General features: G+C 35.9%; 13 protein-coding genes. 1 reads left to right on the top strand and 12 read right to left on the bottom strand.

Annotated features, from left to right (window positions below; all coding sequences use genetic code 11):
- Entirely contained in the window at window positions 1–1,950 is a 1,950-nt protein-coding gene (locus IKK64_07135; GenBank protein ID MBR4119833.1) for a glycogen debranching enzyme family protein, read from the bottom strand.
- Window positions 1,951–2,082: 132 nt separating this feature from the next.
- On the bottom strand, window positions 2,083–2,679 hold the full coding sequence (locus IKK64_07140; protein MBR4119834.1) for a MarC family protein: 597 nt from the start codon (window positions 2,677–2,679) through the stop codon (window positions 2,083–2,085).
- Between the two features lie 290 nt (window positions 2,680–2,969).
- Between IKK64_07140 and IKK64_07145 the strand changes: the two genes are divergently transcribed.
- Window positions 2,970–3,656: a Crp/Fnr family transcriptional regulator gene (locus IKK64_07145; GenBank protein ID MBR4119835.1), complete on the top strand. Its 687-nt coding sequence runs from the start codon at window positions 2,970–2,972 to the stop codon at window positions 3,654–3,656.
- 121 nt (window positions 3,657–3,777) lie between these two features.
- On the opposite strand, the gene IKK64_07150 is transcribed toward IKK64_07145, so the two are convergent.
- The 10 genes from IKK64_07150 to IKK64_07195 form a co-directional block, all read right to left on the bottom strand.
- Entirely contained in the window at window positions 3,778–4,455 is a 678-nt protein-coding gene (locus IKK64_07150; protein MBR4119836.1) for a zinc metallopeptidase, read from the bottom strand.
- A gap of 125 nt (window positions 4,456–4,580) precedes the next feature.
- On the bottom strand, window positions 4,581–6,011 hold the full coding sequence (locus tag IKK64_07155; GenBank protein ID MBR4119837.1) for an NADH-quinone oxidoreductase subunit N: 1,431 nt from the start codon (window positions 6,009–6,011) through the stop codon (window positions 4,581–4,583).
- A gap of 23 nt (window positions 6,012–6,034) precedes the next feature.
- Entirely contained in the window at window positions 6,035–7,528 is a 1,494-nt protein-coding gene (locus tag IKK64_07160) for an NADH-quinone oxidoreductase subunit M (protein ID MBR4119838.1), read from the bottom strand.
- Window positions 7,529–7,551: 23 nt separating this feature from the next.
- Window positions 7,552–9,474 (bottom strand): NADH-quinone oxidoreductase subunit L, encoded by a 1,923-nt coding sequence (nuoL, locus tag IKK64_07165; GenBank protein MBR4119839.1) that lies wholly within the window; start codon window positions 9,472–9,474, stop codon window positions 7,552–7,554.
- A gap of 13 nt (window positions 9,475–9,487) precedes the next feature.
- Window positions 9,488–9,799, bottom strand: a complete 312-nt coding sequence (nuoK, locus tag IKK64_07170; protein MBR4119840.1) for an NADH-quinone oxidoreductase subunit NuoK — start codon at window positions 9,797–9,799, stop codon at window positions 9,488–9,490.
- Between the two features lie 5 nt (window positions 9,800–9,804).
- Window positions 9,805–10,317: an NADH-quinone oxidoreductase subunit J gene (locus IKK64_07175; GenBank protein MBR4119841.1), complete on the bottom strand. Its 513-nt coding sequence runs from the start codon at window positions 10,315–10,317 to the stop codon at window positions 9,805–9,807.
- A gap of 11 nt (window positions 10,318–10,328) precedes the next feature.
- Window positions 10,329–10,775 carry an NADH-quinone oxidoreductase subunit I gene (locus IKK64_07180; GenBank protein MBR4119842.1) on the bottom strand — a complete coding sequence of 149 codons (447 nt, stop codon included), beginning with the start codon at window positions 10,773–10,775 and terminating at the stop codon, window positions 10,329–10,331.
- Between the two features lie 6 nt (window positions 10,776–10,781).
- Entirely contained in the window at window positions 10,782–11,660 is an 879-nt protein-coding gene (gene atpG / locus IKK64_07185) for an ATP synthase F1 subunit gamma (GenBank protein MBR4119843.1), read from the bottom strand.
- 11 nt (window positions 11,661–11,671) lie between these two features.
- Complete coding sequence (atpA, locus tag IKK64_07190) at window positions 11,672–13,243, bottom strand: F0F1 ATP synthase subunit alpha (protein ID MBR4119844.1); 1,572 nt, start codon at window positions 13,241–13,243, stop codon at window positions 11,672–11,674.
- The gene (locus IKK64_07195; GenBank protein MBR4119845.1) at window positions 13,240–13,788 is read right to left on the bottom strand and encodes a F0F1 ATP synthase subunit delta; all 549 of its coding nucleotides are present in this window, start codon (window positions 13,786–13,788) and stop codon (window positions 13,240–13,242) included. Before IKK64_07195 ends, atpA begins: the two co-directional genes overlap by 4 nt.
- Window positions 13,789–13,792 lie beyond the last annotated feature (4 nt).

Raw genomic sequence — 13,792 nt, forward strand, 5'->3', positions numbered from 1 at the left:
CTATATGTTGTTATTATAATTTTTCATTAGGTTTAATACTCTCAATATCTCTGCTACGTTTACAGCATAACTGATTCCTCCGCGACCGATGAATGGTGGGTTTCCGTCAAATAACTCAGAGATTGTTCCGATACAGTTGTTTGACATCTCCTCTTCAAATCCAATCAACATTCGCTCTATGAATGAGACTCCACTTAATCCGAATATTTTTAGATATGCTTCGGCGTATGCTCCCATCAACCATGGACGTGCAGGTCCTTGGTAATAGGCTTGCTCTCGGTCATAGCGTGGTCCGTAATATACCGGACGGTATCCGTAACTCTTTGGACTTAATGTGCGTAATCCTTTTGGTGTTAGCAACTCTCGCGTGATTACATCCAATACTCCTTTTCGCTCTTTGCGTGTTAGTGGAGAATACTCTAATGAGATTGCAAATACCATATTTGGACGTACGCTTAACTCTCCATATCCTCCATCTACATAGTCATATAGGTATCCATGCTCATTAAGGAAGGTCTCCTTGAATGAGATATCTACTTGTTCTATTAGATCTGATATGGCATTGCGTACAGCAGCTTTTTTCTTATCGTGGATGGTTGAGTGACAGAATTTTAATGCGTTATACCATAATGCGTTAAACTCTACCAAATATCCTGTTCTTGGAGTTGCCGGACGGCCTCCCTCTGCAAGGGTTGTCATCCATGAGATTGATTTCTCTCGTCCATCGCTATATATCAATCCGTTCTCGTGTACGAATAGGTTTGGATGTCCGCCTCCTATTATATATAGGATTATCTCTTCTAATGTTTCGCCATATTTTTTGATACATTCATCAAAAGATACTGCTTGTGCGTATTGTTGTATTGCCCATATTGCCCATAGTGGCACATCGGGTTGGTCAATTCCTTTTATTACGCTATCGAGTTCGCCTGTTGCCATGAAGCGTTTTAATGCCGATAGAGCTGTATCCATCATTTTGTGATACATTGCTTCATCTTCAATGTATAGTGAACATCCCGGTATTGAGATGAAGAGGTCGCGTGCTCTTACTTTAAACCATGGATATCCTACAAGCATATAGTTCTCGTTATTGCGTTTTAGGTAGAATTGTTGTGCTGAGTTTTTCAAACAGTTGTAGAATGATGTTCGGTGTGGACGTACTTCCAACTCTTTGTCAAACATTGCTGTTAGACTGCGTGGTTTTACCTCTTCAATTCCTGCCGAGAAGATTATTGATTCTCCTTTTTTTATTGGCATTTGGAAGTATCCCGGTACGAATAAATCTTCGCGATATGAGTATCCTCTCTCTTGGTCTTTTACATACTCTATTCCGTTATACCAATGGGGATCGCTTACGAACTCAACCTTTTTGCTATATTGCATATAGAGGTTGGGATATCCTTGGTATAGACAACAACTTATTCCGTTTGCTACCTCGTTATACTCTTTGTTTATTTGATTGTTCTCAATACATACATCGTTTGCATTACGGAACGCCAAGAATGGACGGAACTGCAATGTTGTTTCAGAGTGTGCATCAACAAGAGTGTATTTGATTAATATTCTGCTTTCGTGAGAAACGAATATTTTCTCTTGTTTCAGAACTACTCCTCCTACTCGATATACAGTTTTGGGGATATCATCACAATTGTACTCGCGAATGTATTTGTGTCCGTTAGGACTATATACATTGCCTTGATACTTGTGGATTCCCAAATTGAAAGGTGCTCCGTGTTGTATTACGGTGGCATCGAGAGAAGATAACATTACATGATTTTCATCATCCATCTCAGGTATGGGAATTACTAATAATCCGTGTTGTTTGCGTGTGTTACAGCCTACTAGTGTAGTACAGTGATACGCTCCAGATTTATTAGTCCTCAAAATCTCGCGCGGTAATGACTGCTCGAGATTTATCATCAAACTTTTATCAAACTTAAGATAGCTCATAATTGTTGATCTTGTTTTTTGATTTATTTTATCACTAAATTATAGCGTATTTAATTATTTTTACGAAAATAGAAGTTTAATTTGTTAAAAGCAAATTTTTTTTAAGAAAATTTATCTTTAATCTCTTATTGTTTATAGTTTATCTAACATTTGGGTTATGTTTTCCATAAACATTCTTACTGATATTGCTAACAATATTATTCCAAACACGCGTTGTAAAACGTATATTCCTCCTTCTCCTAACACTTTTTCAAAGAACGATACTAAACGTATTGCTAAGAATATTACTATTACATTGGCTATAAGTGATACTAATATATCTTGTGTTGAGTATAAGGCTCTTAACGAAAGAAGGGTTGTGAACGATCCTGCTCCTGCTATTAATGGAAATACTATTGGTACAAATACACTTGAACTTTTGGGTGTGTCATCGGTTTTAAAAATTTTTATTCCGAATATCATTTCAAAAGCTAGTGCAAAAATTACCAGTGAACCTGCAACCGCAAAAGATGCAATATCTACATTGAATAAATTTAACAATGCTTCTCCCACAAACAAAAATGTTACAAATGCCGCTAATGAGTAAAGAGAGGCTTTTGTTGCATTTATAGGGTTGCCTTGTCTTTTGTAATTAATTATAATTGGCATTAACCCTGGTACATCAATCACCGCAAAAAGTACGAAAAACGCACTTAACACATCTTTAAAATTGAAAGTTAAAAATTCCATAACTCTATATTGTTTTTAATTTATTGCAAATATAATAATTATTATGAGTAGTTATTATTTGTAAGCAGTTTTTTTCAAAATCTTTTTTTCTCCATACTATATTATTATATTAAGAACACTAATTTGCATTTTTTGTTGTATGATGCTTATTTTTTATTACTGCCTATTTGGTGGCTTTAGTTTGAATATTATATTTTTTAATGACAACTTTATATTTTAATTTTTATCGCATTTTAATTTAAATATCCTTTTTTTTAACTACATTTGTTCGTATATATTTATTTTTGATTATGAGCATATATGATTCTATTTTGCAAATTCCTCTATTTAAAGGGTTGAGCATTGAATCTTTTAATAAGATTATTGAGAAATATAAATTTGAATTTATATCGTATAATAATGGTGAGGCTATTATTAATGCTGGAGATGTGTGTGATTGCTTAAAATTTATTATCTCGGGGAATGTCCGTTCAGAATATATTAATGAAAAGGTTAAGATTAAACTTTTTGAGACAATTACTGCTCCTAACAATATTGCTTCAAATTGCTTAATGGGTAATAATAAATATTCTGTTTCAGTTTATGCTTGTTGTGATAATACTGGTGTTCTGGTTATTGATAACCAAGATTTTATATCTATTATGCAAGAGCATAGAGTTGTATTATTGAACTATTTGATTGATCTTTCTCGAAAATCACAAATTCCTTTTGAAGCTTATAATCAAATTGCGTCTGATAATATAAGAGCTAAATTTGCTTTTTGGGTTTTGTATTTTACATGTTACAACTCTTCAGACATTGTTATTAAAGCTAAATTACGAGATATTTATATGTTCTTTGGCGTGCAAAGGTCGTTGTTTAATTCTATGTTAGATGAGTTAAAAGAATTGGGTATTATTGATTTTTCGCCTAAAGAAATTTGTATCATTGACCGTAACTTGTTAAGACTTTATTATAGACAAAATATTGAGGGATAATTTTTATTTATACTGCAAATTATGATAATGTAGTTTTGTGGTTCTATATAATTTATTGAATAAACAAAAAATCAGTTACTTTAAAGTAACTGATTTTTTGTTTTATTAAAGGGTTGCGCTTTTAATCTCTTCGCGATGTAAATATTAATATGTAATATACTAATGTTGCTAATGAGCCTAATGCTGCTACAACGTATGTGTATGCTGCCCATTTTAGTGCATCTTTTGCCTTGGGATAGGTTGATACGTTTGTTATTCCTGCTCCACTTAACCACATTAATGCTCGTGAACTTGCATTTATCTCAACGGGTAATGTTATGAAACTAAATAGGGTTGTTGTTGCAAATAGAATTATTCCTATAAGCATTATTTGTGGCATTGTTTGAATTAAAAGAATTCCTGCTAATAACACCCATTGCATCCAACTTGAAGCGAAACTTACAACTGGTACTAATTTTGAACGCATTGTTAAAAAGGGGTATTTTATTGCGTGTTGTACAGCATGTCCACATTCGTGTGCTGCTACTGCCGCCGCTGCTATACTACAACTATTATATACGGGTTCGCTAAGGTTCACGGTTTTTGTCATTGGATTGTAGTGGTCGGTTAGTTGTCCTTGTACCGATACTACTTGCACATCGTGTATTCCTGCATCGCGTAGCATCTTCTCTGCTACTTCTCGTCCTGTTAAACCTGATGGTAAAGCTATTTGCGAATATTTACTAAATTTTGATTTTAATACTTGTTGTACTATAAAACTAAATAATGCAAATGCTATAAATATTATATATATTGACATTTTTGTTTGGTTTTTGTTATTCAAAAAAAAGTTCTATCTCATTTGCAAAGATAGAACTTTTTAGTTAGTTGATATGTTAAATATCTTTTAAATATACCCTTCGTTTGTTAGAGTTTTATAAATTATTAGGCTACTGCACTAAAGATATAATCATATATCCAACTTACTAATCCTAACAACACAATTCCTAATCCTGTTATAAATATTACGGCTTTAGTATAACAGTCTGATTTGATTGGTGCTATTGGATTCTCGCTCTCTTTTAAGAACATTGCTTTTACTACTAAAAGATAGTAGTATAGTGATATGATTGTATTTAATAATGCTATGAATACTAATACATACATTGCTCCAATTCCTGTCTCTATTGCTGAATAGAAGATGAAGAATTTACTGAAGAATCCTGCAAATGGTGGTATTCCTGCCAATGAGAACATTGCTAACATCATTGCTACACTCAACTTTGGATTTGTTTTGTATAATCCGTCATAGTCGTTGATATTGAGTTTTCCACTTGCTCTCTCTATTGCTCCTGCTACTGCAAAGGCTGCTATGTTTGAGAAGATATAGACTAATACATAGTATAGTAATGAGGTTGCTCCAAAATCGTTGCATGCCATCACTCCTAACATTATGTATCCTGCTTGTGAAATTGATGAGAATGCAAGGAAACGTTTTATGTTTTGTTGACGGATTGCAAATAGGTTTCCGATTGTGATTGTTAGTATGATTACTATGTATAATACGTTAATCCATATTCCTAATGCTTCTTGTCCAAAGGCTGTCATCAATGCTATCATCAACGCATACGCTGCAGCTCCTTTTGAGATTACCGATAAATAAGAGGTTACTACTGTTGGTGCTCCTTGATATACATCGGCTGTCCATAGGTGGAAGGGTACTAATGATAGTTTAAAGCCCATTCCTGCTAAGAACAACACCACGGCCATTATTGTTAATGGTGTTACAGTGAAAGATGCTGCTATTGTTGAATAGTATAGACTTCCAACTGCGCCGTAGATATATGATAATCCTAATAGCATTAATGCTGATGAGAATACTGCAAAGAAGAGATATTTGGCTGCTGCCTCGTATGAGTTCTCTTTGTATTTCTCTATTGCTACTAATGCTGTCATTGGTAATGATGCTGTCTCTAATCCTATAAAGAATAGTAGGAAGTTTTGGGCTGACATCATAAAGTACATTCCTAATAGAGTGATGAGTGTTAATACATAGTATTCTCCTCTACGAATCTTCATATCATCCTCTTTTACCCATGATGCTGCTTGGATAAATACTAATATTGTTCCTATGTTCAATATTATTTTTGCTACATTTGACATTGTTGTTGTTGAGTACATACCTCCAAACAACGATGCTTCTTGTATGCCTCCAAATGCAAGATATAGGGTTTGTATAGCAAGTAGTAATACTGCTGTTATGGGTAGGTATTTACCTGATTTTTGTGAGGCAAATGTATCGTATATGAATAGGAGTATTATAACTGCCATCAATGACAATTCTGCTCCCATACCTAAAAATTCTGCGTAACTCATATTAAAAGTTCTTTCTTATTATATTATTGTATTATTCTTTCACTTATCACTTTTATACTTTCGCGTATTAGGTCTGATACCCATAATGGGAATATTCCTATTCCGGCTACTGCTATTATAAGTACTATTGTTGAGAATTTCTCATACCATACTGCATCGGTTAACTCTAAATGGTGTTTGTCTTGTACGGGTCCATATAGTATTTTTCCGACTACTCGTAAGATATATACCGCTGTTATTACTATTGATGTACATGCTAATATTGTGAATACTCGGCGGAATGTATCTGCATGGTCAAATGCTCCTACAAAGATTGTCATCTCTGCAACAAATCCACTTAATCCGGGTAATCCTAATGATGCCAAACCTGCTATTACATAACATACTGACAGGAATGGCATTATTTTCATTAGTCCGCCCATCTCTCGAATATCACGTGTGTGTGTACGACCATATATCATTCCGATTAATGCAAAGAATAGTGCTGTCATTAATCCGTGTGATAGCATTTGCATTATTGCTCCTGTCATTGCTGTGGTGTTCCACATTAGGAGTGCAAACAACACCAATCCACAGTGGCTTACTGATGAGTAGGCGTTAATGTATTTAAGGTCGGTTTGTACACATGCGCTATATGCTCCATAGAATACGCTTATTCCTGTTAGTATCAAGAATATCCATGATAACTCTTGTGTTGCATATGGCATCAAGTACATTGCTACTCTGAAACATCCGTATCCTCCTAACTTCATCAATACTCCTGCGTGTAGCATTGATACTGCTGTGGGGGCTGATGCGTGTCCGTCAGGTGACCATGTATGGAAGGGGAACATTGCTCCTAATACTCCAAATCCTACAAATGTTAATGGGAATAGTATGTTTTGTAATGAATGAGGTATCGCATTGTTCTTCGCTATCTCCAAAATGTTCATTGTCAGATTGCCATCTGCTGATGAGTTGAAATATATTCCTAATATTCCTAACAATAGTAGTGCTGATCCTCCCATCAACATCAGTGTTAGTTTCATTGCTGAATAGTATTTCTTTCCACTTCCCCAGATTCCTATCAACAAGTACATTGGTATCAAGGCTACCTCGTAGAACATAAACATTGTGAATAGGTCTATTGAGATGAAGAAGCCATATACTCCTATTGATAATAGTATTAACCACATGAAGAACTCTTTTGGCAGTGGATCAATTTTCCATGATGCAAATACTCCTGCAAATACAATTATTGCTGATAGTAATATCATGGCTACTGATACTCCGTCAACTCCTACTGCATAGTGTATGTTTAATGCTTGAAACCATACGTGGTCTGCCATAAACAACATTTCTGCTGTATCTCCTGCTGCTCTCTTACCACAGAATAGAACAACTAAGGCTATGGCTGCTATTAGTTGTAGCGCCGAACCTACGGTTGCTACTGTTCGTATCTGTTTCATATTCTTTGAAAGAAACAGACCTCCCAACATTAATATGGGAATGATTACGAATATTGATAAAATGCTCATATTGTTTGTTTTTTTCTTTTTTCCTACTTAATACACAATGTATATATTGCTGCCGCTGCTAATATCATGGCTCCTACGATATATACCCACACATACATTTGTAATTTTCCTGATTGGAAGTCTTTTATCTTCTCAGACACAGAATTTGTTACTGTTGCAAACATATCCATTGTTCCGTCAATTATATGACGATCAAACCATGCTATTGGTTTTGATATTTTTGCAAAAATGATTTTGTGTGTTATAAATTGATATACGTTATCCATATAGAAACGGTTGTATGCCCATTTGTGCAAACGTGGTAATGCTGCCTGCATCTTCTCTGGTTTGCTGTTGGGTTTTGCAAATAACCATGTTGCTAATAGTATTGCTACTACTGCACATACTACACTTGTTATTGCTACTGTCATATCAAGGTGTATGTGGTATGATTCGCCGTTTGAGGTTACAAATTCTCCAAATGGTATAAATCCTGCTACACATGTAATAACTGCTAATATTATTAGGGGTATAGTCATCGTTGCTGGTGACTCGTGTGGGGTGTGTTCATGTTTTGCCTCTTTTCCCCAGAATATTCCAAAGTATAGACGGAACATATAGAATGCTGTGATTGCTGCTACTATTGTCATCCATACTCCCCAGAACATGCTCTTATTGAATGCTGCGGCAAGGATTTCATCTTTACTGAAGAATCCTGAGAATGGAGGTATTCCTGCTATTGCCAAACATGCTATCAGGAATGTTATGTGTGTAATGGGCAGATATTTTCTTAATCCTCCCATATGACTCATTTCGTTTGAGTGTACTGCATGGATTACTGCTCCTGCTCCCAAGAATAACAACGCTTTAAACATTGCGTGTGTGAATAGGTGGAACATTGATGCCATATAACCTAATCCTCCCTCTGATGGTACCATTGATGTACATACTCCTAAGGCTACTATCATAAAGGCTATTTGTGATATGGTTGAGAATGCGAGTACGCGTTTTATGTCGCTTTGTACACACGCTACTATTGCTGCATATAGTGCTGTTATTGCTCCTACCCATGTTATTAGTTCTAATACATCGGGTACTGATAGATATACAGGGAACAGACGTGCTACAAGATATACTCCTGCTACTACCATAGTTGCTGCGTGTATCAATGCTGATACTGGTGTTGGTCCTTCCATTGCATCGGGCAACCATATATGTAGTGGGAACATTGCTGATTTTCCTGCTCCTCCCATAAATATCAATGCCATTGCCCATGATGCTACTGAACATCCCATGAATGTTGCTCCTGATGTTGTGGTTAAGAAGAATCCTCCGTCGGCTGTTAGTTGATCAAATGAGAATGTCTCAGTATAGAATGATAGTAATAGTATTCCTATTAGGAATCCTAAGTCAGCAAAACGTGTTACAATGAACGCTTTTTTAGATGCTGATACTGCTGAGGGTTTTGTGTAGTAGAATCCGATTAACAGATATGATGATACTCCTACCAACTCCCAAAAGATATACATTTGGAATATGTTTGTTGCTACTACCAATCCTAACATTGAGAATGAGAAAAGCGATAAGAACGCATAGTAACGTTGAAATCCTTTCTCACCGTGCATATATCCCATACTATATATGTGTACCATTAATGATACTGTGGTTATTACTACAAGCATCATTACTGATATAGGATCAAGCAATATTCCTAAATTGATTGTCAGTTTTTCGGTAAAACCTAACCACTCAAAGTTATATGGTATTAGTGCTTGACGAACACCATCTACTCTCTCCATTCCAAAGTATTGGAATGCTACCATATATGACAATACTGCTATTGTTGCCAATCCTAATGTTCCAAGGATTCCAGCAAATTTTTGCGACATTTTATTTCCGCCTAACGCTAATGTTAGGAACATAAATAATGGTAACGCAAGTATTACAATTGAATATGAAAAATCCATGTCCTCTTATCTTTTAGTTTTTCATCTTATCTAAGTTATCAGACTTGATGTTTTTGATGTTTCGATAAATATTTATTATTATGGCAATTGCTATGGCTGTTTCTGCTGCTGCTATTGCTATTGCAAATAGGGTAAAGAAGAATCCTTCAAGTTGTGAGGGATATAAATATCGGTTAAATACAGCAAAGTTTATATCTACTGCATTCAGCATCAACTCTAATGATATGAGGACAGCCAACATATTGCGTCGTGCTATGAATCCATATACTCCTGCAAAGAACATAACACCGCTTACTACTAAGTAATATATATAAGGTATTTCCATAGTTTTTATCTTTTACGGGCTATCATAATGCCTCCGATTATACATGCTAACAAGAGTACACTTATTAACTCAAAGGGTAATACATATTGGTATTGTCCTGAACCTAATAAATCCTCTCCTACTCGTTTCATTGTTATATCTTCGCCAAGTGCATATCGCGAATTGGGAAAGACGTGTGTAAATAATGAATATCCGCAAACAATTAGTCCTAAGACGGCTGCAGATAATGCCATTATCAACTTACTTTTTTTAATTGACTCTTTGTTTTGTCCTAACCCTTGTGTTAATAGTATTGAAAAGACAAAGAGTACGACTATACCTCCTGCATATACCGCTACTTGTACTGCTCCTAAAAATTCATACTCAAGTTGAAAATAGAGAGCCGCTGTGCCAAATAATACAAACAACAGGTAAGTTGCAGAACGTAACAAATGTTTTGTAGTAACCGCCATCACAGAGAATATTGTCATTACTGCTGCGATGATGTAAAAGATTACTTCGCTACCAATGTTTTCCATATTATCGTGTTTTATTTTTTATTTAATTGCTTTACTAATTTTGAACGTGTAAATACTGCTTGTTCAAAATCGTTTGTAAACTCTATTGCTTTTGTAGGGCAACCTTCTACACATAATTGACAGAATGTACAACTGCCTATATCATACATATAGGTATCTAATACTTTTTTCTTTTTACCATCTTCGGTCTCTTCAACATGAGAGGTTATTTTGATGGTTTGATTTGGGCAGTTCATTGAACATAATCCACATGCAGTACATTTGTTTTTTCCGTTCTCATCATGTACCATTACAAGTGTTGCTCTAAATCTGTCGGCAATCTTCAATGTTTCTCTATTCTCGGGATAACATTGTGTAATCTTAGGTGTGAAAAACTCTTTTAGTGTTATTTTCATACCTATCAAAAGTGTCCATAGACCTTTGAAAATAGATTTTATGTACTCTACTAAACTCTTCATAATCTATTAATGCATTGATCCTCCTACTATATCTAATAATTCGTTTGTAATTCCTTGTTGACGCAATTTGTTGTAATCCAATTGTAACTCCTCCAACAGTTTCTTAGCGTTATCACTCGCCGACTGCATTGCTATTACTCGTGCTGCCTGTTCTGATGCTCTTCCGTTATATATTGCATCTTGCATATCTACTCGCACAAATAGTGGCAATATTGACAAGAATATCTCTTGTTTTGTTGGTTCGTATATGTATGGATTTTGATGTCCACTTGTTTCTTGCTCTGTTGACAATTGAGTTGAATCAATTGGCAATAGAGTGCGTGTTTCGACCGGTTGAGATGCCATAGATTTAAATTTGGGGTATATCACCTCAACTTCATCGTAATTCTTTGATAAATAGTTCGATATTAAATCATCAGTAAACTCTCGTATTACTGTTGAAGGGCTCTTTGCTGTGAGGTATTCTGATTTTTTTACCTCTACTCCTTGCATTTTTGACAATATTGAGGTCATCTTTTTCCCTAAAGGATAGAGTGTTATCTGACACTCCTCTCCATAGGTATTACGTACATACTCCATTCTCTCTAATAGTTTTTTAAAGAGATATACATTGTATGCTCCACATAATCCCTCCTCTGAACCTATTATCACAAATGCAAATCGAGATACCGAACGTATTTCGGTAAGGGGTGATGGATAATCTCCGTCAGATGAGAGAAGATGTGATATTACCGAACTTAATTGGTTACGGTACGGATGCATCATACGAAGTGCTCCTTCTGCCTTACGTAGTTTGGCAGAAGATATCATCTTCATTGCACCTGTTATCTTCTCTGATGACTTGGTTGAGGTTATCCTTCCTTTTATCTCCCTTATTGTTGCCATCTTATCTGTTTTTAAAATCTGCTTGCTACGCTTTCTGCTACTATGCGTAATTTCTCTTCGATCTCCTCATCAAGTTTTCCTACTTGAAGTTGATCTAAAATATCAGCTTGATGTTTAGTTCGCAATAGTTCTAAGAATGATTTTTCAAACTCTTTAATATTCTCTACTGCTACATCTTTTAACAGACCTTTAATTCCACAATATATTATTGCAATCTCCTCTCCCACTGGCATTGGTGAATATTGAGGTTGTATCAACAATTGACTGTTCTTACGTCCTCGGTCAATTACCATTGCTGTAACTGGGTCAACATCTCCTCCGAACTTTGTAAATGCCTCCAACTCACGATATTGTGCTTGAGCTATTTTTAATGTTCCAGCAATTTTTTTCATTGCCTTTACTTGTGCATTTCCTCCTACACGTGATACTGATATACCTACGTTAATTGCAGGACGTTGTCCTTGGTGGAATAGGTTTGTCTCAAGGAATATCTGTCCGTCAGTAATTGAAATTACGTTTGTTGGAATATATGCTGATACGTCTCCTGCTTGTGTCTCAATTACTGGAAGGGCTGTTAATGATCCTCCTCCTTTTAACATTGGACGCATTGAATCAGGAACATCGTTCATTGTTTTTACTACCTCCTCATTATCAATGATTTTTGCTGCTCTCTCCAACAATCTTGAGTGTAGATAGAAGATGTCTCCCGGATATGCCTCTCGTCCTGATGGACGGCGTAATATCAATGATATCTCACGATATGATACCGCTTGTTTTGATAAATCATCATATACTACTAACGCATGGCGACCTGTGTCTCTAAAGAACTCTCCTATTGCGGCTCCTGCAAAGGGTGCATAATATCTCATTGATGCGGGATCTGAAGCATTGGCTGCCAAAACAATTGTGTAGTCCATTGCTCCATGCTCTTTTAGTGTATTTACTAATGCCGCAACTGATGATGCTTTTTGTCCGATTGCTACGTATATACAGTATACAGGCTCTCCTGCCTCGTAATTTTTACGTTGGTTAATTATTGTATCTACGGCAATGGTTGTTTTTCCTGTTTGGCGGTCACCAATGATAAGCTCGCGTTGTCCTCGTCCGATAGGAATCATTGCATCAACTGCCTTTATTCCTGTTTGCAATGGTTCTTTTACTGGTTGACGGTATATTACTCCGGGTGCTTTGCGGTCAAGTGGCATTGGTATTAACTCTCCTTCTATTGCTCCTTTTCCGTCAATTGGCTCACCTAATGTGTTTATTACCCTGCCTAATAGAGCTTCTCCTACTGGGATTGATGCAATTAAACCAGTACGACGAACGGTCATATTCTCTTCAACTTTTGAAGTCTCGCCCATCAAAATTACTCCGACATTGCTGTCTTCGAGGTTCATGGCAACTCCTCGTACTCCATTTTCAAACTCTACTAGTTCGCTGGCGTGTACGTTGTCTAATCCAAATACATGGGCTACTCCGTCTCCCACACTGAGGACTGTTCCAACCTCTTCAAAATTGACACGATTATCTACTTCTTCAAGTTGACGTCGCAAGATATCTGATACTTCACTTGGTTTTATCATACTTTGCTGCTGTTTACTAATTTTAAACGCATATTCTTTAATTCTCTGTCAATTGATGAATCTAATTGCTGAGAATCGATTTTTATTATAAATCCTCCTATTATAGAGGGATCTACTTTATAGATTGCCTCTACCTCGCCTGTTACTTTTTGCGATATTAGAGATGTGATTTTCTCTAAGGTTTTATCATCCAACTCTACTGCTGTTGTTACCTCTACTAATGAGATATTGTTTTTCTTGCGATAGAGTTGTGAATACTTTAAAAATATCTCCCTTAGATACTCTTCTCTTTTGCTCTCAATTACAAATTTTACAAAGGTTTGATAGTGTTTGTCAGTTTCTTTACCAACAATGGCATTCATTATTGAGATTTTGTCTGAGACTGAGACAACAGGATTTATGAGTGTTTTACGCAACTCAGGAGTAGATGCATATGCCCTCTCTACCTCTTTGGCTATTGTATATAGCTTTGAAGATAGTCCTTTGTCCGACACATATTTGTATAGTGCTGTTGCGTATCTGCCAGGTATTACTCCTTCACTCATAGTT

It is taken from the genome of Bacteroidales bacterium (assembly GCA_017521245.1).
Taxonomy (GTDB): domain Bacteria; phylum Bacteroidota; class Bacteroidia; order Bacteroidales; family G3-4614; genus Caccoplasma_A.